This window comes from Paenibacillus sp. UNC217MF (assembly GCF_000686865.1).
Taxonomy (GTDB): Bacteria; Bacillota; Bacilli; order Paenibacillales; family Paenibacillaceae; genus Paenibacillus_B; species Paenibacillus_B suaedae.
In genome coordinates, this window is the sequence record NZ_KK366027.1 from 175,743 (window position 1) to 193,046 (window position 17,304).

The following is a 17,304-nucleotide window of genomic DNA, read 5'->3' on the forward strand; positions in this document are numbered from 1 at the left end:
CAATCCTCCACGATGGAATCTGTTCTTATATGTTCTTGTCGCTAGGATGTATACAAATCACCCTAAATTGAACTAAGCGTTTCATCACATTTATCATGTCATTTTCAGCTTTATATTATTTATGAACATCTGTAACCTGGATGGGGAGACATGAACGGTAGAAGTTGACTTTGCCCTTAGGGGAAGAGGTACAGTGGAGTTGAACACAGAACGATATACGATCCATACTGATGACTGGATAAATGATAAAGAACGGAGGGCATCACTTGTTGTCAATCGGAGAATTCTCGAAAATATGCGGAGTATCGACCAAAACACTTCGATATTATGGTGAAATCGGATTAATTAATCCTAGTGAGATTAACCCTGAAAATGGATATCGGTATTATTCCATTAAGCAGCTTACAAAAATGCTTTTCATTAACCGTTTGAAATCTTATCACTTCCCGTTGGAGGAGATTAAAGACATGCTCGTGTGGGAGGAGAATGATTCGGAAGAAAAATTGTGCGATTCCCTGAACCGCAAGCGAGAGGAATTACAACTCAAAATCCATGCATTAGAACTTACGCTTGCACAAATGAATCATGATATTTCAAATGTAGAAGAGGGCGTATCGATCATGTCATACCTTGATCATATTGAAGTGCAACTTGTTGAGACTCAGCCTATGAATATTTTGTATATGCGTCGGATGATGAGCAGCGTTGACTACGCTGCTGGATATGGCAAGTATTTTGGTGCGCTCTATGAAAAAATTGCCGCCGATCATCTCACAATGACGGGCACACCAATGACGATTTATCACAGTCCAGAATACAACCCTGCAGGCAACGATACAGAGTTTGCTATTCCGATTCGGGAAGCGGTTAAGGGGACAAGAGATTTGCCGGAAGGACTATGTGCAAAGTCTGTCGTGAGGGGGCCATATGCGGAATTAACCTCGGTATATGCCAAGTTAAGGGAGTGGGCAGAAAAAGAAGGTTATGCACTAGTAAACTCCCCCTATGAAGTCTACGTAACGGATCCAAATCAAGCCGCTGAGCCTGAGGCAATGGTTACTGAGGTATATTTTCCTGTCAAGAAAAGATAGAACCTGAGACTGCCATCATCCTTAATTAGGTTAAACAAATTAACTAGGACAGTACTCTCGAAGGAGTTGCGATATGAATAGAAATAACTTAACAACTACAGAATGGCAAGTTGAAGTCCCATCTGTCTTGCGAATGGACGCTAATAAACTATCAACGCTTGAACCTATCATACAATCAGAGTATCGCAATATAAACGGGATTGTCATTGCGAGACATGGATACATTGCTTACGAAAGGTATTTTAATAGCTTCGGCCCAGATGATACGCACCATGTAGCCTCGGTGACGAAAAGTGTGCTCTCCGCGCTGATTGGAATTGCTATAGATGCAGGCTACATTCAACATATAGACCAGAGGGTGATTGATTTCTTTCCTGAATATGTGCCTGATAAGGCTGACAGGCTGATGCAAGAAATCACCCTTCGCCATCTTCTTACGATGACAGCTCCTTATGCATTTGAGGACTGGCGGGAGCCGCTGGACAAGATGTGTATGCAGCCTAACTGGATGATTTATACGCTAGATATGTTAGGGCAGAATGGAAGTATTGGGACTTTTAAATATTCAACAGCAGGGGCACATTTACTATCGGCCATAATTACACGCAGCACAGGACTGAATGCTCAATCGTTTGCCAACGAACGATTATTTGCCCCCATCGGCATGAGCATAATCCCTGATTATGAGATGAAGGAATATGACTTTGACCATTTATTCGGGAAGAAGGTAAGAGGGTGGGTGCAAGACCCAGACGGCAACTCTACAGGAGGGTGGGGACTTACACTAAGTCCCCGTGATATGGCTCGGTTCGGTGTTCTGTATTTGAATCGTGGCATGTGGGACAATCATCAAATCCTATCAAGCTCATGGATTGATGAATCAACAGCGAAGAACCCTAATCATTACGGTTACCTATGGTGGCTGCGTGAGGAGGATGGGATCCTTGCTTACATGGCACTAGGCGATGGCGGCAACGTTATTTGCTGCGTTCCAGATCAAGATCTAGTCATCACCATTGCATCTGAATTCATGCCGGATCCTCGGGATAGATGGCCACTGATGAAGAAGATTATTTCAGCAGTAATAGACTAAGTAAGTTTGCAACTTACGGTTTCACATGCTCCAAGCTATTCTCGAACATATCAATGATTTCAAGGAAGCGTTCAGCTTCACGAAATACATGGTCGGCTAACAATGGATGAATAATGCTCTTGATTTTACATGCATCAATCAAGTCTCTCGCCGTCTTTTTGAAATCACGCAGGGAGGTTACCGAGACGCGGTTCTGATCCAAAAATTGTTCCAATAGCGGCTTCGTCTGCGATTGTGGTCGCATGTGATCTAAATCAATCGCTTGATAGAGCAGCTGGTCAAAGTCATGACTAAAATTGCGGGCCTGCTCAACTAATTGGCGTTCAGATGGATCAAGCAAATGTCCAATAAACTTCGCGTGATCGGCCATGATTTTCAAGAAGAATACATTTTCATTAATGATTGCATCGGGGAGTGGATCCAACTGACCACTGTTCAGCTGTTCCATACGATTTCTGAAATAGTTGGCTTCCCTGCTCGTATGATCAATAAGTAAGGGGAAGTTATTCGCGCCTGGCATTTGACAAGTGAGCACAAAGCCGAGTATTTTACGTTTAAAGGCCCATATGTACGCCGCTGCGTTGCGCACTTCCGTGTTAAAACGAACAATTTGTTGAGGATCTGTATCAACCGTATAAGCATGCGATTGATTTTCTATCTGCTCAAACAAGGTATAGAACTGATTCGCTTCATTGATAAGCTGTGTATCCTCACATCTAAATCCTAACTTTAAGAACAGGGAATGCTCTTTCATAATGCGCGACCAAAAACGTATTTCGTCTAGCGAGCGCGAGACAAATAAGTTCGACACGAGGCACACCTCCAATGGGTCAACAACGTCTTTAGTTCATCGTATTCTCTGGCATTCAGATTATGTAATATTTCAAACATAGGGAATGAAAATTAGCCCAAGTCTTATTTTTCAGGTATTGTTGAATGAACGTGTATGTAAATAAACAAGAAATAAGCTAAAGTGTCAGGAAGAGCTTGAACCATCAAGCTCTTCTTTTGTTGAACTTACAGCTCAGGAATTGGTTCTTCGCTGAAAAAAGAAACTGGAACCTATCGCTAATGTTATCCTTTCAAGAAAAGTTCGTTATAATAGACTCAGGAATTGAAGAAAGGAAATCAAGTATGAAAAAAGTCATCGTTGTAGGAGCAGGAATTCTTGGGGCATCGACCGCTTACCAGTTGGCTAAGTTCGGAGCGGATGTCCTGATTGTAGACCGTAAGGATCAAGGACAAGCTACAGACGCTGCAGCAGGGATTATATGTCCATGGCTGTCACAGCGACGCAATAAAGCTTGGTACCGATTAGCGAAGGCCGGAGCCCATTTCTATCCGCAGTTAATCCAGGATCTCCAGAGTGAAGGGGAGACGGATACGGGTTATGCGCAAGTGGGAGCTCTCTGTATACATGAAGATGTTGAGAAACTCATCAAAATGGAAGAGCGCGCATACGTACGTAAAGCAGATGCACCAGAAATCGGGGAGATCACACAGCTTGATGAATCAGAAACGCAGGAACGATTTCCTCTGTTGGCTGAGGGATATCGATCCGTACATATAAGTGGTGCCGCTCGAGTAGACGGTCGTGCACTGCGTGATGCTCTGCTCCGATCCGCTCAAAGAAATGGCGCTGTCTTTATAAATGGTGATGCTACGCTTCAATATGAGTCGAATCGTGTTACAGGTGTAACCGTAGATGAACAGAGCTACACATCTGAGCTTGTAATTGTATGTGCAGGAGCATGGGCTAACCCACTTCTTCAGCCATTAGGGCTTGACTTTCAGGTAGGCTATCAGAAGGCGCAAATTATGCACTTGCGAGTTCAGGGGGAACACGACACTGGCAGCTGGCCATTAATTATTCCGCCTTCTGATCAATATCTGCTTACCTTTGACCAACAGAAGATCGTGATTGGAGCCACACATGAAAATGATGTCGAAGGTTATGATACGAGAGTAACAGCAGGGGGAGTACAAGAGGTTCTGAATAAAGGATTGCACTTAGCACCACCGTTGGCGGACAGCACAATGGAGGAGATTAGAGTCGGATTCCGCCCTTTCACACCAGGCTTCCTTCCCGTTATCGGCGCTGTTCCCGGCTGGGAGGGGCTTATTGCAGCCAATGGGCTAGGATCATCTGGATTGACGGCAGGGCCTTATTTGGGTAGCCAACTTGCCAAAATGGCACTGAATATGGAGCTTGATATCGATCCGACGGACTATGATATTCGAAATGCTATGGAGGAAAGCTGAAACTCTGACCATCGATAAGCAGCATCATACTTATAATTTTTAGCAATGATAACAAGATTCAGGATCGTCATAGGTTCATGAGTACAAAAACGCCGCTAGCTTCCGCCTCGAAGTATAGCGGCGTTTTTCTATACCGATGATTTCGTTCCATTAACACACTTCACCATATACAATCCAGCATTCCCCCTTGTTCTTTTTATCGAAATCAAACTTTTTCAGATAGCTTATTCGTCTTTCTTATGTACAGCAAGCAAGAATACATGGAGGTAACATAATGAAAAACCAACAAGCAAAAAAAATTCCTTTATTGGCGATGGCGGGTCTCATTTGTGCTGTCAGCATCGGAACACCGCAAGTATTATTTGCAAAACAGGCATCCTCAACTCCAAAAGCAGTAACTCAACCGACAAAAAATAATCAGTCATCAAAAGTAGAGATTGGCCAAAAATGTAGAATCCCAGAACTAAAACTAAAGGAAAATACGTATGTCCTTGATTATAAGCAATCCGAAATTACTGGGGATAACATTCAAGACAACGTGATATTGGTCGGGACAAAAGAAAAGTTAAATGGAAAACTGGATACTTATGCGAGAGACTTGTCCATTATCATTCAGGACGGAAAAACAAAAAATACGTGAAATACGATTGGATATTCAAAGGATCGGACGGAAAAATGTATCGAGAAATCGGAAGAGAACCGAATTTGATTATTGGCGACTATACGGGCAATAAAGTGAACGATATTATCGTAACGGCCCCTCAAGGCGGAAATGGCGGATTCGTGGATCATCTTATCTTAACTGGGGAAAACCTTAACCTCAAAGATGTTATGGCGGATAATCAAGCACTATACGAGAATTCTCAGGCAAAATTCAGCGTTAAACTGCCTGCTTCATGGAATGGGCATTACAAGGTAAACCCGATTTCAGGCGCAGAGGCAGATAAAGTCATGCCATTCGCAAAGCATGTCGTGCAGTTCGAATACGTGACGAAAGATAACAAAGATTCGGAAATAATGATGATGATCTCCGTTTTTACCAAGACTGATTGGAGCAGCCTCTCCAATGAAGATGGCCCGCCTGTAGGGAGTGTAATTGCGGAGGCCGACGGTATGGTATATGTATCTACAACGCCACAATCCAATCCATTTGATCCGAAGTCCAAAGATGGCAAAATGTTCGATCAACTCTATCAAGATCTAAATTTGAATAAATCTTTCGTGCTGATTAAATAGGTTTTTTAGTTCATACATCTAAGAGATATAGAAAGGTTATCAATACATCTGCAGATTAGAAATAAATATCAATGAAGCTGCAGGACACGAAAACTCGATTTTCCTTTTGAAGAGGAGATCGAGTTTTTTTGATTTCATTAACAACGTAAAATGTTAAACGATGATGACAGTACCTATATTTACATCACAGAATGATCTTACTTTTGTGATTAAATAAAAGTTGCCCAATGAGCTCGAAAAAAATGAAAATTTTACATCTACTTTTCACTACTCAAGTACAAACTTTTTGAGTTGCTGTCTTCGTCTTATTCTATAGCAACAAAAAGATATGCGCATATCAAAGGGAGAATCTCTGCATGAATCACAAGTTCGAAAAGTTACTTATTCGTTTCATTACGGAACATAAAGAGGATATATATCGATTGGCTTACAGTTACGTTAAAAATGCTGAAAACGCACTGGATATTATCCAGGATACCATTCATAAAGCACTGTCATCATCAGAATCGTTGAAATCCGAAGGCTCGATAAAGAGCTGGTTTTACAGAATATTAGTCAATACAGCGATCGATTTCCTAAGAAGGCAAAAAAAAATACAGATTGTAGATGATAAGACATTGGAATTACACAGCCCAGCAGGAGAAGATGTCTACCACGACATTGATCTCGAAAACGCATTGGATGAATTGCCTCCTGCATACCGGACTGTCATTGTACTTCGATATTTTGAAGATATGAAAATAGAAAAAATTTCGGAAGTCATGAATGAAAACGTCAATACGATAAAAACACGGTTATATCAAGGACTCCGCAAACTCCGAATTAAATTGAGTAATGAATTGTTAGAGGAGGTAAAGAAATGAGCGAGCAACTTGACCATCTAAAAAGAAAATATAAAGATATACCCATCCCTAAAGAATTAGATTCTATTGTAAAGAATGCGATAAAACAAGGGAAAAAGAAACGGAAACGAGTGAACTGGACGAAGAAGCTGATTGGAGCAGGCGCAGCTGCAGCTATTCTGATGATAGCTGGGATCAACACTAGCCCCGCCTTTGCAAAAGCCATATCGAATGTGCCCTTGGTTGGTTCGCTCGTCAAGGTGCTCACGTTTACTGAATTTACTGTGAATGAAGAGACCGCCAAAGCCAATATCAAGGTGCCTGCCATCACGAATATGGATAATAAAGCACTAGAAACTGCCATAAACAATAAATATCTCGAAGAAAATAAAAAACTGTACAATGATTTTAAAGATGAAATGGAAGAAGTAAAGAAAAGCGGCGGGGGACATATAGGTGTAGAAAGCGGCTATGAGGTCAAAACTGACAACAATCAGATACTTGCCATTGGCAGATATGTTGCAAATACGGTCGGTACATCATCTACTACATTTACGTACAATACGATAGACAAACAAAATCAACTATTAATTACTTTACCAAGTTTATTTAAAGATAATAGCTATATACAGCTTATCAGCGAAAATATTAAAGAACAGATGAAACAGCAAATGAAGTCGGATTCCGATAAGACCTATTGGTTAGATGGTGAAATGGGCTTCAAAACCATAACTCATGATCAGAGCTTCTATATAAACAATAATGGAAAACTCGTCATTTCCTTCAATAAATATGATGTCGCACCTGGCTATATGGGCGTGGTTGAATTTATCATACCGACAAAAGTAATTGCGGATGTACTAGTAAGCAATGTTTATGTCAAGTAAGGGATGTTCAAGATGTACTCCAAGCAACATTACGTCTGCTTGTTGTGCTCTCTTTAAGTTTAGGACGTGCTGTATGAGCGCTGTACTATTTGGCCGAACGCGATAATTCGAGAATACATTACCGTCGTTGTGACTGGCTCGTTAGCAATAACATTCATAAGTTCTCACGTAGCTGCCTTCGTCTGGGAAGGCAGCTTCTTCGAGTTAAGAGGTGATGCGCCTAAAATACGTAACCCAAAATATTCTTGTACGTATAATGATAATAATTGTTGACGAGTTGACGCATGCACAATGAATAATCTTAATCGAAGTCGAGGGAAGCCACCAGATGAATGAAGCACTTATCGATCATGCCCATACCGCATACCGGCATGCTGAGCAGCGAGCAGCGCAATATTTTGCAGCGTTGTATGAACAGACAACTAAGAAGACTTACGTGACGAAGTTAACAGAGGATTTTCGATTATGGAAGAAGAGTCATCTTCCTCGTCATTCATGGTTCTCTTTTTTTTCAAAAATTAGGAAAAAGCCATCTACGAAAGAGTACTACAGGTATATTCAATGGCTGAATCAAACTGGCAAGCTAGATGATTACTTGGATCGAAGCGTATCCTACATGTACATGAGAGATCTGGGCAAGTCCCTAGATTCTCCTGACATACGCGCTCGAGTGAAACGTCTGGCTGCCGATATCAAGCAACAGCTTGTTGCCTCTCAGGAAATAAGGAATCGGAACCAACCTCCAGAATTGATGAGCTTATCGGGATTGTATCGGTGGGCCCAGAAGGAGGGAATTGAAGAGGACGTCATCTGGGTAATCAACAAGCTGAATGCCGTATCCTCTCATATTCCGAAAGAGATGAATGCAGAGCATGCCCAGCGCAAGCTGATTAAGATCATTCTCGGGGTAGTTCTGAATATGAAGGAAGAAATAGATGATAATGCGCCCCCAGCAGACCGCGCCAAGCGGCTCGGTGATGCAATCAGATTGGGTTATAGCTATGGTCTGACTTATCCGTTCGTTGACGACTTACTGGATTCTGGAGCATTAACGGCAGAGGAACAAATACAATATACACATATGATTCGAGAGGCTCTGCTAACAGGAATCGTTCCAGATCTCGGAGCGTGGACGGGAAAGCATACAGATATGTTCCGCTTTATCCACTCTGAGCTGAGCGAGGCGTTCACCTATATTAAGGGTTACCAAAATCCACGGTCTGAGAACACTTTTTTCGAGCAATCCTATGTGTTTTTTCATTCTCAGGACATTGATCGTGTCAAAGATCTAGCAAATGCAAATTTTACGAATGAAGAGCTCTATATCCCAATCATCCTAAAATCATCATCTTCCCGCTTAATCGTCCGTTCGGTTATCCGTGCACCTGAAGATTCCGGGTTCGAACACCGGGCATTCTATTACGGAATCTATAATCAGCTGGCGGATGATTTCGCGGATATGTTCGACGATATGCAGGAAGGAGCCGTAACGCCCTATACGTATTATTTGAAGTATCATCAACAACGGCCTGATTTGCTGAATCCGTTCGAGTTGTACTGGTCAGTGATCTCCCATATTATCCATCAGATCCATCATTCAGATGCCGCGACGCGCGAGGTCATATTGGATCGGGCAATCAATGGCTTGAAGCGCTGCAGAGAACGGGTAGGGGAAGCGAAGTATGAAGAAATCATGGATATATTCGATTTCAATGAACCGGCCTTTCATTCTCTTGTGCAACAAATGGTGCAGAAGGCGGACAACGTGGATTTCTTCGATAAGCTGCTTCGCGATCAGCTCGTTATCCAACTCGCGAATAATCGGAAGGAGAAGGAACACTTCCATGCTTCGATTGCGGCAATTCGACAAGAGATTAACAGCATTCTGCACATCACCAAGCCTAGCTCGCTTCCGATTGAAGACTCACTCTTCGACGCAGCCAATTACAGTCTAACAGGTGACGGAAAACGATTACGCCCTATATTAACTTGGATCATAGGTGTGAACGAGTATGGATTGCAGCCGGCAGCAATTGGACCGCTGCTTCGATCACTGGAATATATGCATACGGCTTCCTTAATCTTCGACGATCTTCCGTCTCAAGACAATGCAGATACGCGCAGAGGAAGACCTACGCTACATCATATATATAATAGTGCCACTGCGGAACTTACGGCTCTATTGCTAATTCAGAGATCGATTCAAGAGCAATCATCTCTAGATGAATTCGATGCTGCTATTGTTCTGGACTTAATTCGGTATTCGGCATGCAAGACAGAGGAATTGTGCAGAGGTCAGGCCATGGACTTGCAGGCAAAAGGTAAGCAGCTGACGTTAGAGCAATTGAATGCAATCTGCTTCTACAAAACAGGGGCTGCCTTCGAGGCATCCCTGGTCATGCCTGCAATTCTAGCCAAGGCTTCTGAAGCTGAGATAATGATATTAAAGAAATTCGCCTATCACGCTGGTATTGCCTTTCAGATTAAGGATGATTTACTTGATCAAGAAGGGGATATGCACGTGCTTGGTAAACCAGTTGGGCAAGATAAGGAGAACAATAATTCGAATTTCGTGTCCATCCTAGGTGTGAATGAAGCGAGGAAGATGATGTGGGAGCACTACTGCTTGGCCATTGAAGCCTTGAAGGAGTTACCCCGGACAATTGCATTTTTGAAGCACTTATTGAATTATATCGTTACCCGAGATCACTAATTCGGACATTGAACTTAGATCCTTGCGATTGAGTTCATCTCGCAGTATTAGCACACCAATCGATATTTGCATATCGGTTGGTGTGTTTGTTGAGGATAAGGTATAAGACAATGATTGCCCTATGTAAAGAAGTGTATATGATTGTAAAAATCAGTATATGGCAAAGAAACCTTTTACTATCTATACTTTAACTAAATCTTTAAAATAATAACTTCTATTAGTGAATAGAGGAACTATAACATGAATAAAATCCTTCCTTTTCATTATCCCACTGTGACTACGTATCCAAATCATGCATTTATTCTTTCGGGTTGTACAGCGTACGAACAATTTTCTTCTTTTTTCTATAGTGGATATATTCAATTACAAAGTAAAAATGAGGTGACGAAAGATCCTGATTCAAACAATCTACTCATCGATTTTTATACTACTGATATTGAGTATGACCATACACCATTTATCAAGATCCAACGTCTACCTAAAATGACGATTGATAAGTTAAACATTAATATAATTGATTTCATAATAGAGTCAATTGAACAAGATTATTATTTCTTCGCTTTTGTGAATGAGCAATACATCCCAGGTTCTCCAGCATATCAAAAATATTATTGGCGCCATATGATTTTAATATATGGATTTGACCAAGATAAACAAATATTTAACACTGCTGGTTTTTTCGGAGGTAATAAATACTCAGTTTCCACTGCAAGTTTTGAACAAGTAGAGCAAGCATATTACAGCCATGATTCAAGTTGCATTGATGGAAAGGATTTTATGAACCATCTACTTTTTTATTCATTTAATAAACATGGAAAGTATGATTTTGATATTCATTCTGTGCATGAACAATTACAAGATTATTATTATTCTAGAAATACTTCAAAGAGGCATAGGGCGTTTAGAAACCCGTTAAAGGGGAAGTATGGTCTTCAAATATATGATGATTTTAAGATACACCTGGACAATGTTATAAATGGGGGGCGGTTCAAACGACACTCATTCCAACTGCTCTGGGAGCATAAGAGAACAATGCTTGAAAGAATTAACTATATGGTGGGACACAATTATTTAACGAATTCAGAACAGAACTATAATAATTATAGTGTTCTTGAGAAGAAAACGAACATACTAAGAATGATGATGATAAAAAGTCTTTTTAACAAAGATCACTATGATATAGAAAAAATGATATACATCGTTGACGAAATCAAAGATTTTGAGCGTTCCGCATTAGAAACTTTGATTGAATCAATTGTTTTATAAACTCAACTTATTGACTTCTGAGTCTCTCAATAGCTTATTTAGCAATATTGTAATAATTGAGTATGAAATTCTCATATTAAACTTACATCCTTGTTAAGTGAAGGAGGGCCGGATATGGGTGGGATTATTCAGTCTGAAGGAAAAACATATTTTCCTTTGACTCATCCTCAAAAAAGAATTTGGTATATTGAAAAAATATACACCGAGACGTCTCTTCATAATATAGGCGGAACAGTTACGGTTAGAGGATTAGTGAACTTTAGCTTACTTGAAGAAGCAATACATGTAGTAATTCAAAAACATGAAGCAATGAGATTGCGTTTTATAGAATACAACAGTGAACCGTATCAATACTTACATAACTATGAACGAAGTCCATTAGAACGCATGGATTTTTCTCTGAGCAATAATCCGCGAGCAGAATTTAATAAATGGGTGAATCACGTGGCTAGCAAACCATCACTGCTAGTGGGAGAAAAATCACTATATTATTTTGCACTATTTAAGATTTCTGATAATGAAAATGGGTATTTTGTCAAGCTGCACCATATCATATGTGACGGTTGGTCATTTGGTATTATTACCGAACAAATTAGAACTATTTATTTGCGGCTGCTGTACAATGACGAGATAAATGTGGATCTTGAACCAACGTATCTTGATTACATTGAACAGGAAAAGAAATATGTACAATCTGACCGTTTTCAAAAGAATAAACGGTTTTGGTGCGATAAATTCAGTAGCACGCCTGACTCATTAATATGTTTCGATTCAGGAGAGACCGTTGGTAAAAGAAAATCATACGAATACAGCTCATTGCTTTCAGCAAAAATTAAAAATTTTGCTGCGAATCATAAATGCTCGCTAAACACTTTCTTTGTTGTAACAACATTACTTTACTTGTATAAATCTAGACAGGAAAATGAAATGATCATAGGAATACCTGTTCTAAACCGAACTGGACAAAAGGAAAAAAGTACGGTTGGAATGTTTACAAGTACTATGCCATTTCGATTTTGCATTGATGAACAGAGCACTTTTGCCGACATCATTGTTGCTGTGAATAAAGAGTTAACGAATTGTTACTTTCATCAACGGTTCCCCTATGATCTTCTATTGCAGGAATTAGATTTTAGAAAAAAAGGGGCAGGGAAGTTATTCGATATTTGTGTAAATTATTACAACACAAAACTACATACTGAAATAGATAATTTCCCTACTGAGAATATAGAGTTTTACAATGGGAACCAAGCCTATTCGCTTCAATTGATTATTAAAGATTGGTCTGAGTCGGGAAGTCTGAAATTGGAGATCGATTACCAGTTAAGTGAGTATACAGATGAACAAATTGATGAATTATATTACAGAATTGAAAACATCATTGGCCAAATTATCGATTATCCAAATCACCCAATCTGTGATCTTACTTTTCTGTCAAATTATGAAATGGAAAAACAGCTATATGAATTTAACGCTACAAATTACCAATATCCTAAAAATCAAACGATAGAACAACTTTTTGAACAACAAGTAGAAAAAACACCAAACAATATTGCGATTTGTAGGGATGAATATAGCTTAACCTATAGGGAACTTAACCAACAGTCTAATCAACTGGCAAGATTGCTTATAGATAAAGGTATAGGATCTGAGAGTATAGTCGCTATCATGACACATCATTCAATCGAAACAGTTGTAGGTATACTGGCAATCCTTAAAGCAGGGGGTGCCTACCTACCTATCGATCCTTCCTACCCAGATGATAGAATTACGTACATATTGGATGAGTCTAGGGCAGGAATATTACTTACAAACGAAAATGTGAAAAAAATAACATTTCCTGGAGTGGTTATTGATCTTAATGATGCAAGAATCTATACCGGAAACGATACTAACCTTGGGATGATAAATACGCCTAGAGATCTGGTTTATGTCATCTATACATCCGGATCAACAGGTAGACCTAAAGGTGTGATGATCGAACATCAAGGGCTCATGAATTACATTTGGTGGGCAAAAGAGATGTACGCAAATAACGAAAATGCAGTATTTCCGTTATTTACATCACTCGCATTTGACCTAACCGTTACCTCTATTTTCACACCTCTTATCTGTGGTGGCACGATCATGGTATACCAGGATAACCAAGAGCAGTTTGTATTGTACCGAATAATGAAGGAAAACAAAGCAACGGTCATTAAGTTAACTCCCTCACATTTGTCGTTATTAAGGGATATGGATTGCAGTAATTCTTCTGTCAAAAGATTTATTGTTGGAGGAGAAGACTTGAAGGTTACGCTTGCTATGGCAATCCATAATAATTTTCGAGGTAACGTTGAAATTTTTAATGAGTACGGACCTACAGAAACTGTGGTAGGGTGCATGATTAGGAAGTACGAACCATTCATGGATTCAAGAGTATCTGTCCCGATAGGGGTTCCGGCTCACAATGTGAAAGTTTATATCCTTGATAAACATCTAAAACCTGTACCGGAGAACTCCATCGGTGAACTATATATTTCAGGCGACGGAGTAGCGAGAGGTTACCTAAACCAGGCGAAGCTAACTCAAGAAAGGTTTATACCGAATCCATTTGTTCCGGGTCTTATGATGTACAAAAGTGGCGACTTGGCAAAAATGAAAAATGACGAGTTCATTTATCTTGGACGAATTGATCATCAAGTTAAGATACGTGGGTTTCGAATTGAATTAGCTGAGATAGAAAAGTACCTTATCCAGCATGAATCAATTGATAATACAGTAGTCATTGACCGCGAAAATGATAATAATGATAAATATTTATGCGCTTACATTGTGAAGCGGGACAAAGTTGCGGAATTATCATTCGATATGCTTAGAGATTATCTAAAAGCTTTCTTGCCAGAGCATATGATACCTGCATATTTTGTCGAAATTCAAGATATTCCTCTTAGTTCAAATGGAAAACTTGATAGGAATCTACTTCCAGCTCCGGAACTAAGAAGAACCACAAGTAAACATGAGAACCTTCCTTTTAGAAATGAAACAGAGGAAAAGTTGTTACAGATACTTAGTGCTGTTTTAGGCTGTCTTGATATTAGCCTTTCGGATAATTTTTATGATCTTGGTGGTGACTCAATAAAAGCTATTCAAGTTGCCTCTAAACTTATTGATGAAGGTTATTCAGTAAGAGTTAAAGATCTCCTTGCCAATCCAGTCATCGAACACATGTCGTCTAATATTAAGCCCTATGTAAAGCAACAATCCATTCATCAAAAAGTTTGTGAAGGCAGCGTAAGATCGACTCCTATGATTTCTTGGTTTCTTGTTCAAAACTTTAAGAATCCAAATCACTATAATCAATCAATATTACTTCAACTTAAGCGATCTATAACGGCTCAACAGATTGAATTTATTATGAATGAGCTAATGAAACACCACGATTCTTTACGCCTCAATGTTGACATGAACAACTCACAATTAATTTACACGAATGATAAGCAAAGTCAAGTTATTGTTTATGATTTATCGGAAGATGATGAGAACGAGCAGCTAAATAAAATGAGTATGTATGGGGCATTATTGAAGTCGAGTTTTAATATTTATACAGATGTTTTGATCAAAAGCGCAATATTTAACCTTGGCAGAAACGGTCAACGATTGTTATTGACAGCTCATCATTTAGTGATTGATGGGGTATCCTGGAGAATCCTCCTAGAAGACTTTGTCACTTTAATGAAATGCTTGGAAGATGGGGGCAACTCGAATTTACCACTTAAAACGTGTTCGATGCAAAGTTGGGCGCTTGAACTGGAACATTTGCATTTTGAATCGTTAAAGGAGAAACAATACTGGCTTTCAATTTTGAAAAACGAGACTAGGATCCCATTGGATTTTGATCAAAATGATGATACGGTTCTGAATTCATGTACGCTAACTCGACAATTATCGAAAGAGAAAACAACTCAGTTGTTATTTGAAGCAAACACTGCGTATGCGACGAAATCAGAAGATTTGATCGTATCTGCACTTGCGTTGGCGATATTCAATGTATTTTCAATAGACGATGTTGTCATAGAAATGGAAAGCCACGGTCGTGAAGAGTTAGGCGAGAACTATGATCTTTCACGCACTATTGGTTGGTTTACGAGTATTTACCCTGTTAAATTAACCAAAGCGTTAACGAAGGGGATCGCAGATCAAATCAAATTAATTAAAGAAGTTCTCCGGCATAATCCTAATGGTGGCAGAAGTTTTGGAGTTCTTACCCACCTATTAGATGAAATTCCCGCATTTAGCCAACAAAAAAGGATTCGTTTTAATTATCTTGGAGATTTCCAGGCCGCATTTAATAACGATTTATTTTGTTTTGCAAAAGAGAACACAGGCTCTGAATATGATTCAAGCAATCATCTTACTTCTCTAATCGATATTAATATTTTCATCGTAGATAGTCATTTGTGTATCCATACGACCTTTGGGCAAAAACAGTTTAAAGAACATACAATTGTACATTTTATTGACAGTTTTGTTGGTTTTCTTACTGAGATCATCCATCATTGTTCTAGTAAAAGTGGAATTGACTTTACACCTTCTGATTTTGAAACGATTGATATTTCACAAGAGGAACTTGATCAACTCTTCAATTGACAATGATGCTGGGAGGGGTCATTATGCCAAGGGCTGTTTATTTTAGTGTCGATTTGCATGGTCATGTCAATCCTACACTCGGCTTGATCAAATCACTGGTTGATAGAGGGGTAGAAATCTATTATTACTCTTGTGAAAAATTTCGGCATAGAATTGAAGATACAGGAGCTATTTTTAGGAGTTATGAAGGCCTCCTTGGATTTGGAACATATGATGGCCATGGTCTTGATACGTTTCTTGTATTTGCTGATTTTATTTTAAGTAAAAGTCAAATCATCGTCACTCATTTTATGGAAGAAATTAGAGACTTAGAGCCGAATTACATTATTCACGATTCGTTTTGCCATTGGGGGAAAGTGTTCGCGGAGCTGCTTGGCGTTCCAGGCATCTCTGTCATTGCCAATTTCCCATATATCGATGAAATGGCCGATATCGACCCAACGTTTTTTATGCAGCATGTTGTGAGAGCATCGGATGACCCTATATGTCGACGGTTTAACAACCCAAAAGAAATATACTCCAATCTCATGCATAAATTGGCTAGAATCATTGAGCATAAATATGGAATGCAAGAAATCAACATAATAAATGATGTCTTTTGCAGCAAAGAAGAATTAAATATCCTTTTTACATCTAGGTGTTTTCAACTTCACGCTGATGCATTCAGTGATCAGTATTTGTTTGCAGGATATTCCATATATCCAAGGGTAGAACATGTTGATTTTCCCTATGAGAAACTAGATCCAAATAAGCCATTGATTTATATAGCGTTTGGTACTATTTATAATGAGCTGCTGCATATATACAAATCTTGTTTTGAAGCTTTTAAAAATTCCGAACAACAAGTTGTATTATCGGTCGGAGACAAAATTGATTTAAATGATTTAGGGGAAATTCCCAATCATTTCATTGTCCGAAGTTATGTTCCGCAGCTCGAAATATTGAAACGTTCCAGTGTATTTATCAGTCATGGTGGAGCAAACAGTATCTACGAATCGATATGTTTTCATGTACCTTTAGTCGTTGTTCCGCAAGTTTTTGATGAATTTATGGGTGCAATGATGGTTGAGGAGGCCGGAGCTGGGATATACATTCGCAATCGTGAAGCTGATGAGGTTCAGTTGAGAGAGGGCGTAAAGAGAATATTGAATGATAGCCAATATAAGTTGAATTGCAAAAGAATACATGAATCATTTGTTGATACTGGCGGTATAGCGAACGCTGTTGATGAAATAATAAACTATACATCCAAGTTTTCGATTATCTCACAGTAGAAAAAGGAGCA

Annotated in this window: 12 protein-coding genes; 11 read left to right on the forward strand and 1 reads right to left on the reverse strand. The window is 39.4% G+C overall.

Going from position 1 to position 17,304, the window contains the following annotated elements; genetic code table 11:
* Window positions 1–266 precede the first annotated feature (266 nt).
* Together BP95_RS0116935 and BP95_RS0116940 are read left to right on the forward strand one after the other, a co-directional pair.
* Window positions 267–1,091 carry a MerR family transcriptional regulator gene (locus BP95_RS0116935; protein WP_028532784.1) on the forward strand — a complete coding sequence of 275 codons (825 nt, stop codon included), beginning with the start codon at window positions 267–269 and terminating at the stop codon, window positions 1,089–1,091.
* A 73-nt stretch (window positions 1,092–1,164) separates the two neighbouring features.
* On the forward strand, window positions 1,165–2,184 hold the full coding sequence (locus BP95_RS0116940) for a serine hydrolase domain-containing protein (RefSeq protein ID WP_028532785.1): 1,020 nt from the start codon (window positions 1,165–1,167) through the stop codon (window positions 2,182–2,184).
* A gap of 13 nt (window positions 2,185–2,197) precedes the next feature.
* Here the strand turns inward: BP95_RS0116940 and BP95_RS0116945 are convergent, their stop codons facing one another.
* On the reverse strand, window positions 2,198–3,004 hold the full coding sequence (locus BP95_RS0116945; protein ID WP_414813107.1) for a DUF2935 domain-containing protein: 807 nt from the start codon (window positions 3,002–3,004) through the stop codon (window positions 2,198–2,200).
* A gap of 314 nt (window positions 3,005–3,318) precedes the next feature.
* Between BP95_RS0116945 and BP95_RS0116950 the strand changes: the two genes are divergently transcribed.
* The 9 genes from BP95_RS0116950 to BP95_RS0116990 all read left to right on the forward strand — a co-directional run bounded on the left by BP95_RS0116950 (window position 3,319) and on the right by BP95_RS0116990 (window position 17,293).
* Window positions 3,319–4,446, forward strand: coding sequence for an NAD(P)/FAD-dependent oxidoreductase (locus BP95_RS0116950; RefSeq protein ID WP_028532786.1), 1,128 nt, complete (start codon window positions 3,319–3,321; stop codon window positions 4,444–4,446).
* A 274-nt stretch (window positions 4,447–4,720) separates the two neighbouring features.
* The gene (locus BP95_RS33595; RefSeq protein WP_197035300.1) at window positions 4,721–5,086 is read left to right on the forward strand and encodes a hypothetical protein; all 366 of its coding nucleotides are present in this window, start codon (window positions 4,721–4,723) and stop codon (window positions 5,084–5,086) included.
* 35 nt (window positions 5,087–5,121) lie between these two features.
* On the forward strand, window positions 5,122–5,682 hold the full coding sequence (locus BP95_RS33600; RefSeq protein WP_197035301.1) for a hypothetical protein: 561 nt from the start codon (window positions 5,122–5,124) through the stop codon (window positions 5,680–5,682).
* Window positions 5,683–6,038: 356 nt separating this feature from the next.
* Complete coding sequence (locus BP95_RS0116965; protein ID WP_028532787.1) at window positions 6,039–6,545, forward strand: sigma-70 family RNA polymerase sigma factor; 507 nt, start codon at window positions 6,039–6,041, stop codon at window positions 6,543–6,545.
* Window positions 6,542–7,411 (forward strand): anti-sigma-V factor RsiV, encoded by an 870-nt coding sequence (locus tag BP95_RS0116970; RefSeq protein WP_028532788.1) that lies wholly within the window; start codon window positions 6,542–6,544, stop codon window positions 7,409–7,411. The genes BP95_RS0116965 and BP95_RS0116970 overlap by 4 nt, the downstream gene beginning before the upstream one ends.
* Window positions 7,412–7,739: 328 nt before the next feature.
* Window positions 7,740–10,124 carry a polyprenyl synthetase family protein gene (locus tag BP95_RS0116975; RefSeq protein WP_028532789.1) on the forward strand — a complete coding sequence of 795 codons (2,385 nt, stop codon included), beginning with the start codon at window positions 7,740–7,742 and terminating at the stop codon, window positions 10,122–10,124.
* Between the two features lie 240 nt (window positions 10,125–10,364).
* On the forward strand, window positions 10,365–11,390 hold the full coding sequence (locus BP95_RS0116980; RefSeq protein WP_021255627.1) for a hypothetical protein: 1,026 nt from the start codon (window positions 10,365–10,367) through the stop codon (window positions 11,388–11,390).
* A gap of 114 nt (window positions 11,391–11,504) precedes the next feature.
* Complete coding sequence (locus tag BP95_RS0116985; protein WP_051614115.1) at window positions 11,505–16,019, forward strand: non-ribosomal peptide synthetase; 4,515 nt, start codon at window positions 11,505–11,507, stop codon at window positions 16,017–16,019.
* A 23-nt stretch (window positions 16,020–16,042) separates the two neighbouring features.
* On the forward strand, window positions 16,043–17,293 hold the full coding sequence (locus BP95_RS0116990; RefSeq protein ID WP_028532791.1) for a macrolide family glycosyltransferase: 1,251 nt from the start codon (window positions 16,043–16,045) through the stop codon (window positions 17,291–17,293).
* Window positions 17,294–17,304: the final 11 nt, after the last annotated feature.

Bases quoted from the DNA above. Each gene is read 5' to 3' on its own strand.
- BP95_RS0116940 (WP_028532785.1), top strand. From the start codon at position 1,165: ATGAATAGAAATAACTTAACAACTACAGAATGGCAAGTTGAAGTCCCA.
- BP95_RS0116950 (WP_028532786.1), top strand. From the start codon at position 3,319: ATGAAAAAAGTCATCGTTGTAGGAGCAGGAATTCTTGGGGCATCGACC.
- BP95_RS33595 (WP_197035300.1), top strand. From the start codon at position 4,721: ATGAAAAACCAACAAGCAAAAAAAATTCCTTTATTGGCGATGGCGGGT.
- BP95_RS33600 (WP_197035301.1), top strand. From the start codon at position 5,122: ATGTATCGAGAAATCGGAAGAGAACCGAATTTGATTATTGGCGACTAT.
- BP95_RS0116965 (WP_028532787.1), top strand. From the start codon at position 6,039: ATGAATCACAAGTTCGAAAAGTTACTTATTCGTTTCATTACGGAACAT.
- BP95_RS0116970 (WP_028532788.1), top strand. From the start codon at position 6,542: ATGAGCGAGCAACTTGACCATCTAAAAAGAAAATATAAAGATATACCC.
- BP95_RS0116975 (WP_028532789.1), top strand. From the start codon at position 7,740: ATGAATGAAGCACTTATCGATCATGCCCATACCGCATACCGGCATGCT.
- BP95_RS0116980 (WP_021255627.1), top strand. From the start codon at position 10,365: ATGAATAAAATCCTTCCTTTTCATTATCCCACTGTGACTACGTATCCA.
- BP95_RS0116985 (WP_051614115.1), top strand. From the start codon at position 11,505: ATGGGTGGGATTATTCAGTCTGAAGGAAAAACATATTTTCCTTTGACT.
- BP95_RS0116990 (WP_028532791.1), top strand. From the start codon at position 16,043: ATGCCAAGGGCTGTTTATTTTAGTGTCGATTTGCATGGTCATGTCAAT.